Raw genomic sequence first — 16,380 nt, forward strand, 5'->3', positions numbered from 1 at the left:
CCAAAAAATACTGGCATTCAGCGCGTTTGTTCGAAAGCCATGAACTGCGGATGATGGTCGATGCGATCGTCGCCGCGAAATTCATCTCGGAAGACGTGACCGAACAGATCGTCGACAAGCTCCGCCATTTGACGAGCATCCCGGAAGCAGAGACGCTCCAGTCGATCATCAAGACACCGAAAAAGAAAGTGAACTATATCCCATATCATATCGACCGGATCCAACGGGCGATTCAAGAACAAAAAGCCATCTCGTTCCAATACACGGACGTCGTCGGCTTCGACGTCGCCAAGCGGACGTTCCCGCTCCGGCGTGACGGGGAACGCTACGTCGTCAATCCAATCGATTTGCATTGGAATCACGAGCAGTACTACTTGATCGGTATCGACGAATCGATCGGGGAAGTTCGCAACTACCGGGTCGACCGGATCGTCAACTCGGAGATCGTCGAGGACGATTCACCGCGTCAAAAACACCACTTGCCCGATGACTATTTCCAAAAATCGTTCAACATGTACAACGGGCTCGATGAAGAAGTCGTCTTGACCGTCGAGGAGCGCGTGCTACCGGTCATCTTCGACAAACTAGGGGAAGACGTATCGATCACTGAAGTGAATGAGCGTTTCCACATCCGTTTTGACGCGGCCGTATCGGACGGATTCGTCTTTTGGCTGTTGTCCCTCGGCGATCAAGTCGAGGTGCTCGAACCGGTGACGCTCCGCGACCATATGCGGGAGACAATCGAGTCGATGGCAAGTCGATATGCGAAGGCGAGCATCCATTGAAACGATTGATTTGAAGTTGTGATATACTGCTTGCGACACTTGTAGAAAGGGGACAGGCGGATGTTGAATTGGATGCCATTAATCATTCCGATTGTCGCTGTCATTTTTGTTGCTGTCGTCGCGAGACGCGCCATGAAAATGGACCAAGATAAATAAATTGAGGACATCCTTCTCGCTTTGAGGAGGATGTCTTTTCAAAGAGAAAGGAGGGAATAGATGGATACGATCACACATACGCTGTTCGGTCTCACATTATATGGAGCAGCAGACAAGCGCGAGTTACAGAAAAATGAGAAGCGGGCGTTGCTCGTGACGACGCTCGTCGGGAGTCAAATCCCGGATGCGGATGTCATCTCGCGGCTTTGGGACACGGAAGGGATGTATCAGATGTGGCATCGCGGCATCACGCACTCGATTTTCCTCGTCCCAATATTCGCGCTGCTCATCTATTGGCTCGTCCGCGTTCTCTTCAAGGTAACGGATAAGCGTTATTTTTACTGGGCGATGCTCTCGGTATTCATCCACAACACGGCCGACGTGTTCAACGCCTGGGGGACGGGTTACTTCGAGCCGTTGTCCGACGCTAGGCTCACGTTAGGCGTCATCCCGATCGTCGACTTCGTCTATTGGGGTATTTTCCTCGTCGCGTGGCTCATCGCGCGCCGGACTGACGTGAGGCACACGGTGTACCGTTACGCCTGGGCTGCTATCCTTGTCCACGTCTTGATTCAAAGTGCACAAGGGGCGTACCTGTATCAGTCGTACGCGAAAGATCATGAAGAAGTCGCATTATCGGCGTCGTTCATCCCGACCCAGTTCACGGTCGTCACGAAGACGGACGATACTGTCTCGATTTTCAGTGATTCAGTGTATCAATCGTCTGAACTTCAATATGAATTGACGAGTGCGGACGACGCTGACTTGACTCCGCTCTTTGATGAGAATAAAGAGGCACTCACGCTGAAGCAATGGTCACCCTTCGTTGTCGTTGTCGAGGAAGACGAGCGACTCGGTCTATTCGACCCGCGTTTCTTTGACGGCGAGTCGTCATTCCTCTACGAATACATCGAATTGTAGGTGATCCGATGCGACGCCTCCGATACTTATTCATCTTCGGCTACGAACAGGCACTCAGTTGCCTCTTCGCGGTCGCCATCTTCGGCGCGCTCGCGTTGACGAAATGGATCGACTTTCCGATTCCGCGCTACGACGTCCTCCTCATCTGGTGTCTGTTCGTCCAAGTCGTGCTCGTCAAGACTGGGCTCGAGACAATGGAAGAACTAAAAGTAATCAGCTGGTTCCACGTCATCGGGCTCGGCCTTGAGCTGTTCAAAGTCCAGATGGGGTCGTGGAGCTATCCGGACGAGGCACTGACGAAATGGTTCGGCGTGCCGCTCTATGCTGGGTTCATGTATGCGAGCGTCGGCAGCTACGTCGTCCAATCGTGGCGTCGGCTCGACCTCGAGTTTTTGAAGATGCCGCCGCCGCTCATCGCCTTCGGTCTCGGGATCGCCATCTATTTTAACTTCTTTTGGCACCACATTTGGCTCGACTTGCGCTGGGTGTTGATTGGTCTTGTCTTTCTTACGTTCGGTCGGGCCATCGTCACGTATCGGCTCGACGACCGTCGCTTCACGATGCCCGTCGTCGTCGCCTTCTTTTTGATCGCCTGTTTCATCTGGTTCGCCGAGAATATCGTCACGTTCTATAACGGTTGGGCGTATCCGAACCAGTTGAGCGGCTGGGCGCTCGTCGACCTCGGCAAACTGTCGTCGTGGTTCTTGCTCGTCATCATCAGCATCTTACTCGTGGCGTGGCAGAAGCGACGCCAAGAATGGTAAACACAGACAAGGCGTGACCGGATTTCGGTTACGCCTTGTCTTCGATTTGGAGCGTTCTTTTTGGGGAGCGGGCAATCATATGGACGACGAGCACGTAGAGCGGGAATACGAGCGTGAGGGCGATGATCAAGAGACCGATGACGGGACTCGGCCATGCCGCCTCGCCCGGGGGAGGAACGAGCCGTGTCCACACGTACGTGAACAAAGCTAAGTAGGGAAGCCATAAGATGTAAAGGAAGAAGTTCCAACGTGACATAGGGAGCAACAGTAGGAGCTTGATGAGGACGCGCGCGAACAAAACGAGTGAGGCGAGTCCGCTCACGGCGATGACGAGCACATACCCGTCACCAATCAACAAATACAGACGACCGCTGTTGGCGAGGAGCTGAATATTAATGAGTAAGGTGAGGGCCAGTAAGATTGAGATCGATTGTAACTTGAGGAAGTTGGTCATGAAAGTCTCCTTTTCTAATCAGATAATCGTGATAGCAAGTTCGTCATTTGAGTTGTTGAGGGCATAGACAGTAGCATAATGTATTCACGATTCCAGATTTTATTCGCAAATAATTTTCGGAATATTGTATTTATTCACATGCTGATTGTGATAGAATCATAACAGTGTATATGGATATTTTTAACTTTAGTATCCGTATTATAAGCTATATTATGGATTGCATACATGAAAGCACGACAAGGTTATACGAAATCGATGTATTTTTGGAAAGGGGAAGAACACGATGCACTGGATTGCTCAAAAATCGGCTCAGTTTTTTATCACATTGTTTGTGTTGATTGCGATCAGTGCTTTGCCGTCACTCGTCGTGCAACTCGAGTTCGTGCCATCGAACTACTGGAACGGGCTGCAACAACAATTCAGTCAGTTGACGAAACTTGATGAGATCACGTATTACAACGTCACGGCGCAACAAGAGTTACCGTTACTGCCAGCGCTCGCGCCGCTCATGAAAGAGACCGTCATCATCTTTATGACGTCACTTGCCGTCTCGGTCGCGTTCGCCCTACTCTACGCTTATTTCTTTTATCGGAGCGGGAAGCGTGTGCGGACGGTGTTACAACAAACGAGTCAGACGCTCGAGATGGTCCCGGATCTGTTTTGGCTTATCTTCACGCAATTCCTCGCCATCACGCTCTACAAACAGACGGGATTCAATCGTATCGAGGTCGCGGGTGGCTTTGCCGAGTACATACGTTTTTTGCCGATTGTGACGCTGACACTCACCATTTTGTTTTTCTTACTTAAATGGTTGACGAAGCATATCCTTGAGGAGGAAGCGACCCCGTTCCTCGAGCTGGCTCGGGCCAAAGGTGTCCGACCGGCCGCCTTGTTCTGGAAACACTTGCTCCCGAATTTGGTGTATCGATTCTACCTCTTTTTCCGATCGAATTTGATTACGGTACTATCGAGTCTTTTGATTATCGAGTATTTGTTCAACGTGCAAGGCATCTTCCGTTTCGTCGTCTATAATCCGGTGATGCCGATCCTCCTCGTCATTTTACTGGTCGTTTATATTCCGATCTTTCTTGTGGACGTGTTGGCGGAATGGCTTATCCCGGATGCATGGAAAGGAGGGGTTTGATGCGCCGCGCACTCATGCGTGATCCGATTTTCTTAATCGTCTTCACGATTTTAATGGGCTTACTTGTACTCAGTATCGGCAATACGATTTTTCGCGACGGGCAAGTCGATCAATTCTTGAATCGGTACTCAGAGGAAGGGCGATTGATTGGCATCCCGCCGCTTGAACCGTCGAAAGACCAATGGCTCGGGACGGACCGGGCCGGGAACGACTTGTTCCAAATGATGATTGAAGGGTTCAAATGGACGGTCGGCATTTGTGCGACCGTTGCGCTCGGGCGGATGGCGCTCGGGTTACTCGTCGGGATTCCGCTCGCGTTCCGCGGGGCGCGGTTGAATCGTTACTTCAAAATGGTGTTGGACGGTTTTTTAATTCTACCGATCTCGTTACTCGCGATGATGATGTTGTTCTCGTCCTTGATGTTCGCCGACTCGACGATGGTGCCACCACTCGTGGATCGCGTCTCGCTCCAGCTCACCGTCTTCATCCTACTCGGGTTACCTGCTGTCACGCTTTATTTGATCACAGAAGTGAGGCAACTGCTGAAACAAGAGTTCATGGTCGTCGCTGAGACGTTAGGAGGCGGCGTTTGGCATCGGACGAGACGACATCTGTGGCCGCACCTCGTCCCGACGTTGGTGATCGTCTTCATGCAGCAGTTCGTGCAAACGTTGATGTTACTCATCCATCTGTCGTTGTTCGGTGTCTTCTTTGGAGGAACCGTGTTCTTGTTTGAAGGGGTCATGCCGACGCTATTCGAATGGTCGTCGATGTTCGGGTATTATTTCAAGCAGTTCACGGCGACGACTTGGATGACGAGTCATATCTTCCTCGTCCCGGCCATCGGACTGTCCTTGCTCGTCTTCCTCAGCAATTTGTTGACGAGCCGACTCGAGCGGGCTTTCCGGTTACGACGTCAAGAAGCGATCGTGGTCGATGAGACGGTCTCGCAAGCAGAGGCGGCAGCGGCCTCGCTCGCCGATCCGTTCACGCTCGTTCATGCGGATGGTGCGCTTCAACTAAATCGTCACAAGCGTTTAAATGATATCGGTTAGAAGAGGCATTCCCTTCATCGGGAACGCCTTTTTCTGTTACGTCAAACAACTTCGTACACATTGATGTCAGAATAATCAAATAAAATAATGGTTATTTGGATAAATCTTGCTATAATTGATTCAACTAATAATTACCAAATGATAACTTGGAGGTAAAAATATGGGTGAATTTAAATGCGTACAAATGTCTCGAAAGTTTCAGGGGGACGGAATCGATACATATGCGTTGAAACCAATCAGCATAGATTTCAAAACAGGGGACTTCGTCTCTGTCATTGGACCATCTGGGTCAGGAAAATCGACATTACTGAGTCTTCTAGGAACGCTCGACGTGCCGACGAGTGGGGATTTGTTTTTTGACGGGGAAAAGTTAAGTCAAATGAACGCGAAGGAGCTGGCCGACTTTCGATTTGAGAAAGTCGGATTCATCTTCCAACAGTTTCACCTTATCCCGACATTGACGGCCGTCGAGAACGTGATGGCACCACTCTTCGGTCGTAAGGTAGACTATGACAAAAAAGAGCGGGCTTTGTCGCTACTCGCACGTGTAGGGTTACAGGAGAAGGCGGAGTCGTTGCCGTCCCAGTTATCGGGCGGGCAGCAACAACGTGTCGCGGTCGCACGTGCCCTCATCCATGAGCCAGAGTGGCTACTCGCCGACGAGCCGACCGGGAACCTCGACTCGGAGACGGGCGAGGTCATTTTCGAATTGCTACGGGAGTTGAATCAAGAGAAGGGTTGCGGCGTCATCTGTGTGACCCATGACCCGAGTATCGCCGAGCGGGCCGAGGTACAGATTCGTATGAAGGATGGCGAAATCATCGAGGTGATGGATACGAGGGTGTCGGGACATGCTTAAGTTCATCTGGAATTCGTGGTGGCGCAACAAGGAGCGATTCATCCTGCTCCTCGTCGGTGTCTTAATCGTCAGTACCGGGTTGTCTTATCTCGTCGGATTGACCGAGTCGAACAAGGGGACGGTCGTCTCTGAGCTCGAGAAGCGTTGGAAGTCCTCGTATCATATCGTCGTACGGCCCCCGGGCTCGCGGAGCGTGACTGAGGAGCTGAACCTGCTCGAGCCAAACTATATGAGCGGTTTAGACGGCGGAATCACGCTCGAGCAGTATGAACAAATCAAACAAATTAGCGACATCGAGGTAGCGGCACCAATCGCGATGATTGGCTCTTACGAATACTTCAAGAAAATCGGCACGTTTCAAACGGACGAGCCGAAAGTATATCGCGTGAAATTTATTGAACGTACGAACACGGGTGCAGGGATTGAGGAAGACATTTCTCACCTCTATGTTCTAGGGGACTGGCGCCCGATGGAAGCCGACCCGAACTATGGTATGTCGCCAGCTGACGTCGGAGAGACCATCGAGCCGATTTTGGCTTCCAATTTCATGATTGCCGGTATCGATCCGGAGGCAGAGGCGAAATTGGTCGGTCTGGAACAGGCGGTAGTGAAGACTGAGCATAGTCAGTATTTCTCTGAATCAGATAACGCGAGTTTGAATGAACAGGGAATCGTTCAAGTTCCCGTGATCATGAGCACCGAGAACTTTGTCGATATGACCATGGCCTATGAGTTAGAAGAAGTTAAACTCCCTATCGACACAACAGACACCCGAGAAATCGCCAATTACGTACGGGACAAAGGGGGAAAGGACTATCTCGAGAGCCTTTCCGGGAAAAAGATTGATGAAGTCGATCCCGTCGGTAGTAAGGAAGTGCATAAGGAAGTCATCCAGTCGCTGCTGAACGGGGAGCAACTCGGCTTCTCGGATGAGAATGATGCATTCAACTTCCTTATGATGCGTCCCTCTTCACTGGACTATGAGACCGTCACGAGCCCGTTCGCTGAGCGTTGGCCGTTCGCCTATCAGGTGAAACCTTACGAGGTCCCTGAGGATAGCATTTATCCGTTCAAACAGATGTATCGGCCGCTCAATATGTTCAGTGAGACGGGATTGGATTGGCCGAAGGTAAAGCTGAATTATATCGGGGCCTTTGATCCAGAGAAGCTCGATATGGCACGCGACCCACTCACCGACCTGCCGATGGAGACGTATTTCCCGGCTAAGGCCGACTGGGTCATCGATGCGAATGACGAGCCGGTCAACCCGGTGAAACAAATGTTGCCGCTCAACAACGACCGTGGCTTTCTCACGAGACCGCCGCTCGTCCTGACGACGCTCGATGCGGCGGTGGCCATCCTCGGCGACAAGCCAATCTCGGCGATTCGGGTCAACGTGAGCGGTGTCGACGAATTGAACGAGGTGAGTGAGGCGAAGCTCCAGGCCGTCGCGAAAGAGATTGAGGAGACGACCGGACTCATCACCGACGTCACGCTCGGGTCGTCCCCGCAGATGGCGTTGACGTACTTACCGGGTCTCAAAGAAGGCGAGGCGCTCGGCTGGGTCCAACAGCCTTGGGTCCGATTAGGGTCCTCGTTCACCATCTTCGAAGAGACGAAGATGGGCATGGGCGGTGTCATTGCGAGCGTTATCCTCGTCGCGATTTTGTACGTGTTCACGTCGAACGTGATCATGTTGTACGCACGCAAGAAAGAGTTCGCGGTGCTCCTCTCGCTGGGCTGGGGTCCGCGTCAATTGTCTCGTCTCCTCTTGATTGAGGCTCTCTTGCTCGGCGGTGTCGTCGCCCTTGTCGCTTGGTCGATCTTGGGCGCGTTCCTTCTTGCCGGGGACACGGCGACGACAGGTCTTCGTGTCGTCTTGATCGGGTTGGGGGGGCTCGGGATTTATGTGCTCGGGTCACTCGTCCCGATGTTGATGATCCGACAAATTAAACCGTACGAGGCGCTCCGTTCCGGTGCGACGACGCGTGGGTTGCGGCTAGTCCGGGCCGAGGGCGTGCTCGGAATGGCGCTAAACCAGCTCGTGACGCAATGGAAGCGCACACTGTTGACGCTTCTCGCCATCGCCGTGCCGACGAGCCTGTTCATGTTCTTCCTGTTCGTCTCGGTCCGCCTGCAAGGCGTCATGTTTACGTCGCTCCTCGGGGAGTACGTCGCCCTCGAGGTCGGGACGATGCACTATGTCGCCATGGGGGTGTCCCTCCTCATCGCGGTCCTGACCACGACAGAGGTCATGTGGCAGAACATTAATGAACGCAGAAGTGAGATCGCCATCCTGAAGGCGACCGGATGGCGCTCGGCCAACGTGCGCCGCCTCGTGCTTGTCGAAGGCGGACTGCTCGGGCTATTGGCCGGTCTGCTTGGTCTAATCGTCGCCGGTGTGCTCGTCTGGAACGTGTATGGATCGCTCCCGCTCACCGAAGTGTTGTTCCTCTCGGCGACGCTCTTCGTTCCAATTTTGACCGGAGTCGTTGGCGCGTTGCTCCCGGCCCAGATGGCCGTCAACGTTTTGCCGTATCAAGCGATGCGCGGGACGCAGGTGAACACGAGACGGACCGAGCGTCGCTTCAAGTGGGTCCTCGGGTCTGTCGCAGGCGGGCTCGGCGCAGCCGTCTTGACGCTGTTCTTCTTTGCGTTACCAGAAGCGGGCGAGCTTGGATCACCTGATGTGGACAAGCCGATTGTACAAGGAACGACAGGTGAGAAATTAGCAGATCTTCAGGATAAGAAAAACGAGGAGACGTCTCCTGGGGAAGAAGTCGTTGTGGTAGAAGACGCCATCCAAGAACGGGGGGAAGCGGCATTTCGTTTCTATGAAGTAACGAATGCAGAACGTGAAGGTGAAGAAATACAAGTTTTCAATCCGGTCGATACGCCAGGTGGCATACAGATTTCCACTCCGACAGCACGTTTACTCACCATTCCCGTTCAAGTTACGGTAAAGCCAGAAGATGTCCCGGGCCAAGAAGATTTTCCCTTTAGGTTCATGCCTCAACACTATCCTTTACTCGATGGACAAGGAGATAAGTATGAAGTGAAAGATGTAACGATTCTTGAGGAGGGAGGATGGGATGGCAAATCCCAGCTAACCGTCCCGGCAAACGTCAAAGTTTTGTTGACCTATGAGATCCCTTCAGAAGTTGACCGCGTTGCATTACTTGTAAATGGAAACTTGTTTATTGGAGAACATGTATATGTAATCGACTTTGCTTCTAAGTAAAAATTGAATAGAGATTGAAGTGATTAACGGAGACACAAAAAAATATCAGTTCTTTGCGCTTACCTCGCTAGTCTCTCTTAGTAAATTATTGACGAGCCGACTGGGCTTTCCGGTTACGACGTCAAGAAGCGATCGTGGTCGATGAGACGGTTTCGCAAGCAGAGGCGGCAGCGGCCTCGCTCGCCGATCCGTTCACGCTCGTTCATGCGGATGGTGCGCTTCAACAGGGGAACCAAAAGAGAACGGATGGAATCAGTTACTGATCCCATCCGTTTTTGCAACTCATGAATTGAAGAAACATAAAGTCATTAATCTTCGGGGTATGATTTGAGCTCTTGCATCCATTCATCAAGCATGTCATAGTCGATTCTTCCTGATTTCGCCGTGTAAAAGAAGCCGCGGTAACGGACGGTGTCGGCACTATTGACAATAAATTCATCGAGCTCATCCCCGTCTTTGTCATACAATGTGATGCGGTACGAGTACCCCATATAACCGAAGCTCACTTTCCCTTTTTGGAACGTGACATCATTCAAATTTTGCATGACGGCGTTGATGTCGTCTCGGTCACTCAAGTCGAGCTCGTAACCGCTCTGACCGTCAAATATGTGAATGCGAGCGACGCTCGATGGTGTTGTCGTGATGACGCGTTGCGGGATGTACGTCGTCGCATACAATAATCCGGAGATAGTGAAGACGAGGATGAGCCATTTACGTTTCTGATACGATTTCTTCAACGTACTTCTCCTTCATGTTAGTCTTCAATGACATCTTTCCCTTCTAGACGGAGCTTCTCAAGCGCGGCGCGCATCTGGTCGATTTGTTCGACGGAATGGCGTTCCCAAGCACCAAGCTCGGCCACGACTTTGATCGGTTCGCTCGAGCGGTACGACCGCGTCGGATTGCCGGGGAAGCGTTTGTCCGTCAAGTTCGGATCGTTCTCGAAGTCACCGGTCGGTTCGACGAGATAAATGCGTTCACGGGCATCCCCGCTCGCCAGTTCGGCTCCCCATTTGGCGGCGTCGAGGGTGGCCGTGAAGTAGATATAGTTCGATTGTTTGTCTTGATAGTTCGAATCGCGTCGCGGTTCCAGTAACTCTCCAAGCTTCAGTTCGGCTTTCGTCCCGTGAAAGAACGGGCCACGGTCGAGCGGTGTGTTGTCATCGTTCATGTATCATCTCTCCTTCAGTCAGGCTGTCTTCATAGTGTAGTGGATGAAATTAGAGGGAAATAGTCTGTGTTTGGTTCGAGAATTTCGATATAATGAAAATGGGAAGAGCGACTTGCTCTTCTTTTTTTCATGTATATCAAAGTTTTTTTCGGAAGGAATAACTCGTGATGGCGTAGTCCATCTTGTCCGTATAAAAACGGTGCGCCTCGGTTCGGGCGAGTCCAGACTCGAGGGCAACGTAATGGGCGCCACGATCGCGTGCGTATTCGTGGACGAAGTGAAGCAGCATCTCACCGTACCCGTTCGAACGATGCGCGGCGCACGTCACGAGGTCATATATGTAGACGTGCTTCTCGAGATAGAGATTGACGCGAACTTCTATGCCCGCGAGCGATACGATCGTATCGTCTGCGTATAGCGCATAAAGTTCATAGCCTTGGGGCCGCATGGCGGCGACGAGCTCACGATAGGCGTCGAGGGTCAGGTCGGTCCGCAATTGGTTCATGACGAGGAACGATGCGTCGAGTTCGCGTGGTGACTGGATCGGTTTAATGCTATAGACGGTCGATGAAATGGGAATCATGCCTCCTTGATGGTGTGTTATATATTGATTTCGCTCTCGTGTGACGTGATTCCTGTACAGACAAGACAAGTCACGCAGACTACGAAAAAGCCCTTGAACAATCACGTCCTCCGACGGATCGTTCAAGGGCTTACTAGGTCAAAACGATTCTAATGAAGCGATGAAGCCCTCTCAAGAATTGCATCGACCATGACCGTGGCGTTCTCAAGCGTCACTTCATAAAACATGTCCTCGTATGTCAGTCTCACGTGCTCGCCGCTCTGTAACTCATAGTCCTCGAGCAACGGACGGATGCGGTCGTGGACGACTTGCGCCGCCTCTGGAGACGTGTACGGAAAGATGATGGCGAACGTGTCATGGGCGATTCGGTATTTTTGGTCCGTACGCCGTGTCGCCCTGTGGAGTTCGTCACTGAAGTAATTCAAAAACCATTCATACTCCGTGCGTCCATATGTCTCTTCGAAACGCATAAAGTCGTCAAATTGAATGAACGAAACCGAGAAAGCACCACCATGGCGGACGAGACGGTCACGTTCGCTGTTGACGTTCAGTTGAAACCGCTCGGCGTTATCGAGCCACGTTTCGGGGTCAACGGCAATCAGTTGTCGCGCACGTTCTTCAAGTGCGTATCGCGATCGTTGAACGCGCTTCACGAGTTGGTGAACGAGGCCAGAAACGACAGATAGCATGAGGAGAAGTGTGGTAAACCCGATCCCGCGCCAATTGAAGAACTGGACTTCCCCTTGTGCATTTAGTGGGGCAAACGATTGGAAGTAGATGAAGAGAAAGACGAGCAGTGTCACAGAAATCGACAAGCCAGCCCGCATCCCGAAGGCGAGTGAAGTTATGACGATGACCGGCAAAATCAATAAGCCGAGAAATCCGCTGTCACTTTCCACGAGCAAGATGGTATAGAGTATCGTTCCGATGAGCAGGGAAGAGATTAGACCAATCAGCTTTAACGATTCGTTGGTCCATCGGTTCATAGTCATCCCTCCTTGTGTATCTTTTGAGTTTGAGGCTTTCCCTCACAATTATCCCATGTATAGGTGGGTTAACCAAGAGAAGGCACTTTATGTTCATTATAGAACAAGGGATGGCGTCGGATTATCGACTTTTCGAAATGAAGCGAGTACATTCCTTACATATTTCAAGGTAAAACGAACAGAGACAGCCGTTTCCTATAAACGACTGTCTCTGTTCATTCATGACGCTTCTTCAAATGATGCGGTATCGTACAATGAACGTCTCGAACGTTCGAGCACAACCCGGATCGTGATTAAGCCGACGAGCAAGAACGCGAGCGAGAAGGCGACGTACGTCGAGCGGATCCCGACAAATTCTGCGAGCAAACCGATACCGAACGTCAAGCTGATAATCAAGACAGACTCCGCGACGCTGATCACCCCGGAGAAGCGGCCCATCAGGTCGGTCGGGACGTTGTTTTGATAAAACGACAAGAAGCCGGTGTTCGCGAATGACAAGGCGAACGTGAGTAAGAAGAAGCCGACAGACGCGACCACGAATGATTCCGAGAAGGCAAAGACGAGATAGCCGATAGGCGTCATCACAGCACCGAAACTAATCAAGAACGGCAACGTCATCCTCGCACTGAACGTCGCATTGATGATTGATCCGGCGATAATCCCGGCTCCGGCGACACTGACAAGAAAGCCGTAACGGCTCTCGGAGAAATCGAGCACTTGCGTCGCAAATGATGCCTCGAGCGAGTCGAGTCCGGACATGAAAATCGTCATGACGCAGAAAAGGCTATAAACGAGCGTCACGTAGCGCTTCGTCGACGCGAAGCGTACGACCGTCTTCCAATCCTCGATGATCATGCGTACACTGAACACCTCGACTACGTCACGGGCCGTGTATAGCGTCGGCAAAAGCGCGAGGATGCCGACCGAGACGAGTAGCGCCAACGCATTCAACTGAATGGCGAGCGTCGGACTGCCAATCATAAACAAAAGCCCGGCGATAGCTGGTCCTAGGATAAAACCAGCCGATTGAACAAAGTTCTTCATGGCGTTAAACCGCTGGCGGTCGCCACTCGGGACGAGTTTCGTCATGTAGACGAGGGACGCCGATTCAAAGACGGAACTGGCGATGTTCAATAGAAAGACGAGCACGTAAATGAGCGCGAGCGAGTCGATGAAGGCGAGACTGAAGACGACGACGGCGCGTAGCGCGTCGAGCAAAATCATCAGGCGTCGTGTATCCGTGCGGTCGATGACCGTACCTGACCAGAAGTTGGCACAGAGAGCCGCGAGCGGGACGAGCATGTAGAGGACGGACACGGCGAACGGCGACTGCGTCATCTCGAGGACGATCAAGTTGAGGGCGATGAAGTACACCCAAGCCCCGAGGTTCGAGATGCCGACCCCAGTGAGCAAAAGTAAAGGTTGTTTCCAAGATCGCATCGCAATCGTCTCCGTTCAAATCAATTTTGAACAGTATGTCACAAAAATGACTGAGGCGCCATAAAAATCAAGTAAATTCAAAATTTTGTGTGGGAAAGGGAAGGGAGTTGAAGTACACGACAGAGGAGAAACAACGTTTAGAAGCTTGCAGACGAGAAATAAGAATCGATTTGATGTGGAACGTCTTCAAGGTCATCAGTCAGCTGGACGACATGCGAGACGTGATAAAACGTGCTTGTCGTCTCGACATTCGTCATGCTGTCGGTCGTGTCGTGAAGAAACACCGGCACGCCTGAGCCGATGGCAATCCCGAGCTCCACGTGGCTGCCTTTCCCGGCCGGAAGCAAGATGACGACAAAGTCAGAAGTCTTGATGGCGTCACGCTCTTTCTCTCCGATGTCGCGTAGCGCATCGACCGAATCGGCTCGCGCATTACGCGTCCAATCGTATGTATGGGTATGCCCCTTGTGCGGTGAGCAGATCGCGTAACCGTCTGACGTTCTCGATGTTATTAAACCCTGACCCGATATAGTAGTACATTGAGTTTCCTCCCATTTAAATTTGATTCAAGTTAACTGCGACGACCCACCAAAGGATGAGACTGAATGACAGCGCAAAAGCGACAATCAGTCCGATTCCGACAACGAACCGTTGGCGGTAAGTCCAATGATGCTTCTGTCCGAGAAGGGTACTGAATCCCATGACGGACAACAGGAGAAGCCCTACTGTTCCGCCTAACCAAATCGATTCATTCACGTCAGGCAGATTCGGCGAAAGTAGGAAATGGATGAGGGCGGTGATGAGACTGGCCAATCCAATCAGCAACCAACGGCTCATGTCGATCTCCGTGACACCATCATCGCAATCTCATGGATACCAAGGATGAACAGTCCGATGAAAAAAGCGAACAAGGCGATGAAGTCTGCCTCGACGTTGAAAAAGAAGTTGAGCCCGAAAAGTGGGGCCACGAATAACAAGTAGAGCGGATATTGAATCGCGAACAAGGCGTCAAGGATGACGATGTCGTACACATACGTCTCGAAGCTATGTAACGTGAACACGGTCACACCGGCGAACAAGAGGGCGGTCACATAAAGCTTGGCGACCCGGTCGTTCAAAACGCACGTCCCAATCATACAGAGGACGAGCAAGACGGACGCCGTTGCCTGAAGTGGTCCGATTGTCGCATCGGGGAACGTGACCGAAGGGATGACGTTTAAGACAAAGGCGATAGCATAGACGCACGATAGCGTCACGATGCATCGTTTTTTAATGTTCATGTTGAAGCTCCTTTCATTGATTTCGCGCGAGTCTGGCCAAAACGTGCATGGCATCGTCCGCATCGAACGAGCTGTACCAACGGACGTCTTTTGAATCGAGGATACGGTAATGGCTACTGATGACGTTTTGTTGCATCACATAATCACCATCTGTCGAGATCTGCTTCCACCAGACCCGGCCGCCGAGCGTCTTCGATTTCGGCTCATAGGCGACCTCTTTAGCGAGCAATTTCACGAACTCGACCGGGTCGTCCCCAATCTCATTTAACAGAATTTCGCTATCATTGAAGAGCGTGCAGAGCGTGACGACCGTGCCCCAGTTGGCGACAGTCCGTTCTTTCTCGATTTGGATGAGCGTTTTTTTTGAGATGCCGAGCACCTCGGCCATTTCTTCTTGCGAAAACTGTTGCTCGATCCGAATCGATTTCATATGTTTTGAAATAGTTTGGATAAAATCGTTCTTATTCATGGTCCACCTCAATTGACTACTAAAAAGGATATTATGACAATAACTTACAAGTGTAATTTTACACTATACAAAATCGTTGTCAATTAGAATCAATGGGAATATAAAACATATTTTAAGGATGATGAGGTAAAATGAAGAAAAATAGAGGGAGGTAGTCATATGACGAAAGAAGAATTGCTGGCGTTATTACCGACGTCCGAAACGGAAATTCGATTGAAGGATGCAGAAGGGCTGCCGCGTTTCGCATTCTTAAACGAACGCGACCGTTTTGACGAGGTACAAGGAGAGGTTTTCGATGAGGAAGAGCCGTGGCCAAACCATCTCCCCGTCATCGGATATGAAGATTTCCTCGGGGACCTCGTCTGTGTCGACTTGAAGACAAATGAAGTCGTCATCGTTGACCATGAGACAGGTGATCATGTCGAGCAAATCGCGCCTTCGTTTGAAGATTGGTTGCAGTCAGAACGATGACATGGGAAGACGTGCGAAAGTTTCTCCCGACCGAAGAGTGTCCCGTCACCATGACGACCTCTTCGGGTGAACGGCTGCCTGCGACGCTCCTCACTATTGAGGATGCGTCACACCTTCCATTATCTCCGCTCGGGCAACGAATCGGATATGACGCTTCCGGTGATTGGCTCATGTACGGACGAGATGAGACGCTCTTTTTATGGAATGAGATGAACAATCAGATCAAATCGATTCGGACGCCGATTGAGACGGTGCTCGACATTGCGCCGACAAACCAGCGGCTCATCGAACTCTTTAAGCAGGTGAACAGAGGAAAGCTGGCGACAGATGAACTTCCGAGGCGCCGGAACGTCCCGTCTCGCGAGGATCTTGTCGATTGGTTATGCGCTGTCCGTACAGGCGCGCTGACGTTCGAAAACGTCTCCGATTTGGCAGCGGACGCATTAGAGCGGACGGAAGACATGCACGTTGATGCGAGTGTGATGGACGGGCTGACGTTTTTGCACGGGGTCGACCTTCAGGTAGAGCCGGGTGTATATTGGCATGAGAGAGAAGAGCTCGAGCGTTGGATTGACGATCTGCGAGAAAGGGAGGGGTGACG

Annotated in this window: 20 protein-coding genes; 10 read left to right on the plus strand and 10 right to left on the minus strand. The window is 51.5% G+C overall.

The window, feature by feature from the left end; all coding sequences use genetic code 11:
• The 3 genes from JJU47_RS05255 to JJU47_RS05265 all read left to right on the plus strand — a co-directional run.
• Positions 1-785, plus strand: a 785-nt coding sequence (locus JJU47_RS05255; RefSeq protein ID WP_228616807.1) for a helix-turn-helix transcriptional regulator, incomplete at its 5' end; no start/stop codon positions are given.
• 216 nt (positions 786-1,001) lie between these two features.
• A complete protein-coding gene (locus JJU47_RS05260) occupies positions 1,002-1,862 on the plus strand; it encodes a metal-dependent hydrolase (RefSeq protein WP_228616809.1) in 861 nt (286 codons plus the stop codon).
• An 8-nt stretch (positions 1,863-1,870) separates the two neighbouring features.
• Positions 1,871-2,626 (plus strand): DUF817 domain-containing protein, encoded by a 756-nt coding sequence (locus JJU47_RS05265; RefSeq protein WP_228616811.1) that lies wholly within the window; start codon positions 1,871-1,873, stop codon positions 2,624-2,626.
• Positions 2,627-2,654: 28 nt separating this feature from the next.
• Here the strand turns inward: JJU47_RS05265 and JJU47_RS05270 are convergent, their stop codons facing one another.
• On the minus strand, positions 2,655-3,080 hold the full coding sequence (locus JJU47_RS05270) for a hypothetical protein (RefSeq protein WP_228616813.1): 426 nt from the start codon (positions 3,078-3,080) through the stop codon (positions 2,655-2,657).
• A 283-nt stretch (positions 3,081-3,363) separates the two neighbouring features.
• Between JJU47_RS05270 and JJU47_RS05275 the strand changes: the two genes are divergently transcribed.
• From JJU47_RS05275 to JJU47_RS14595, 5 genes are all read left to right on the plus strand, one after another.
• Positions 3,364-4,224, plus strand: coding sequence for an ABC transporter permease subunit (locus JJU47_RS05275; protein ID WP_228616816.1), 861 nt, complete (start codon positions 3,364-3,366; stop codon positions 4,222-4,224).
• A complete protein-coding gene (locus JJU47_RS05280) occupies positions 4,224-5,279 on the plus strand; it encodes an ABC transporter permease (protein ID WP_228616818.1) in 1,056 nt (351 codons plus the stop codon). The genes JJU47_RS05275 and JJU47_RS05280 overlap by 1 nt, the downstream gene beginning before the upstream one ends.
• 160 nt (positions 5,280-5,439) lie before the next feature.
• The gene (locus tag JJU47_RS05285) at positions 5,440-6,138 is read left to right on the plus strand and encodes an ABC transporter ATP-binding protein (protein WP_228616820.1); all 699 of its coding nucleotides are present in this window, start codon (positions 5,440-5,442) and stop codon (positions 6,136-6,138) included.
• A complete protein-coding gene (locus tag JJU47_RS05290; RefSeq protein WP_228616822.1) occupies positions 6,131-9,379 on the plus strand; it encodes an FtsX-like permease family protein in 3,249 nt (1,082 codons plus the stop codon). Before JJU47_RS05285 ends, JJU47_RS05290 begins: the two co-directional genes overlap by 8 nt.
• 134 nt (positions 9,380-9,513) lie before the next feature.
• Positions 9,514-9,642: a hypothetical protein gene (locus tag JJU47_RS14595; protein ID WP_300997466.1), complete on the plus strand. Its 129-nt coding sequence runs from the start codon at positions 9,514-9,516 to the stop codon at positions 9,640-9,642.
• Between the two features lie 45 nt (positions 9,643-9,687).
• Here the strand turns inward: JJU47_RS14595 and JJU47_RS05295 are convergent, their stop codons facing one another.
• The 9 genes from JJU47_RS05295 to JJU47_RS05335 all read right to left on the minus strand — a co-directional run bounded on the left by JJU47_RS05295 (position 9,688) and on the right by JJU47_RS05335 (position 15,308).
• Complete coding sequence (locus JJU47_RS05295) at positions 9,688-10,116, minus strand: hypothetical protein (RefSeq protein WP_228616824.1); 429 nt, start codon at positions 10,114-10,116, stop codon at positions 9,688-9,690.
• Positions 10,117-10,133: 17 nt separating this feature from the next.
• The gene (gene arr / locus JJU47_RS05300) at positions 10,134-10,550 is read right to left on the minus strand and encodes an NAD(+)--rifampin ADP-ribosyltransferase (protein ID WP_228616826.1); all 417 of its coding nucleotides are present in this window, start codon (positions 10,548-10,550) and stop codon (positions 10,134-10,136) included.
• 136 nt (positions 10,551-10,686) lie between these two features.
• Entirely contained in the window at positions 10,687-11,133 is a 447-nt protein-coding gene (locus JJU47_RS05305; RefSeq protein WP_228616827.1) for a GNAT family N-acetyltransferase, read from the minus strand.
• A gap of 149 nt (positions 11,134-11,282) precedes the next feature.
• On the minus strand, positions 11,283-12,119 hold the full coding sequence (locus JJU47_RS05310) for a GGDEF domain-containing protein (RefSeq protein ID WP_228616829.1): 837 nt from the start codon (positions 12,117-12,119) through the stop codon (positions 11,283-11,285).
• Positions 12,120-12,338: 219 nt separating this feature from the next.
• Positions 12,339-13,559 (minus strand): MFS transporter, encoded by a 1,221-nt coding sequence (locus tag JJU47_RS05315; protein ID WP_228616831.1) that lies wholly within the window; start codon positions 13,557-13,559, stop codon positions 12,339-12,341.
• 137 nt (positions 13,560-13,696) lie between these two features.
• Positions 13,697-13,879: a hypothetical protein gene (locus JJU47_RS05320; protein WP_228616833.1), complete on the minus strand. Its 183-nt coding sequence runs from the start codon at positions 13,877-13,879 to the stop codon at positions 13,697-13,699.
• A 235-nt stretch (positions 13,880-14,114) separates the two neighbouring features.
• On the minus strand, positions 14,115-14,396 hold the full coding sequence (locus JJU47_RS05325) for a hypothetical protein (RefSeq protein WP_228616835.1): 282 nt from the start codon (positions 14,394-14,396) through the stop codon (positions 14,115-14,117).
• Positions 14,393-14,839 (minus strand): hypothetical protein, encoded by a 447-nt coding sequence (locus tag JJU47_RS05330; protein ID WP_228616837.1) that lies wholly within the window; start codon positions 14,837-14,839, stop codon positions 14,393-14,395. The genes JJU47_RS05325 and JJU47_RS05330 overlap by 4 nt, the downstream gene beginning before the upstream one ends.
• 13 nt (positions 14,840-14,852) lie before the next feature.
• A complete protein-coding gene (locus JJU47_RS05335) occupies positions 14,853-15,308 on the minus strand; it encodes a helix-turn-helix transcriptional regulator (protein WP_228616839.1) in 456 nt (151 codons plus the stop codon).
• Between the two features lie 159 nt (positions 15,309-15,467).
• Between JJU47_RS05335 and JJU47_RS05340 the strand changes: the two genes are divergently transcribed.
• Positions 15,468-15,779: an SMI1/KNR4 family protein gene (locus JJU47_RS05340; protein WP_228616841.1), complete on the plus strand. Its 312-nt coding sequence runs from the start codon at positions 15,468-15,470 to the stop codon at positions 15,777-15,779.
• Between the two features lie 50 nt (positions 15,780-15,829).
• Positions 15,830-16,378: a hypothetical protein gene (locus tag JJU47_RS05345; protein ID WP_228616843.1), complete on the plus strand. Its 549-nt coding sequence runs from the start codon at positions 15,830-15,832 to the stop codon at positions 16,376-16,378.
• The last annotated feature ends 2 nt before the right edge of the window (positions 16,379-16,380 follow it).

The organism is Exiguobacterium sp., from assembly GCF_020832205.1.
GTDB lineage: Bacteria > Bacillota > Bacilli > Exiguobacteriales > Exiguobacteriaceae > Exiguobacterium.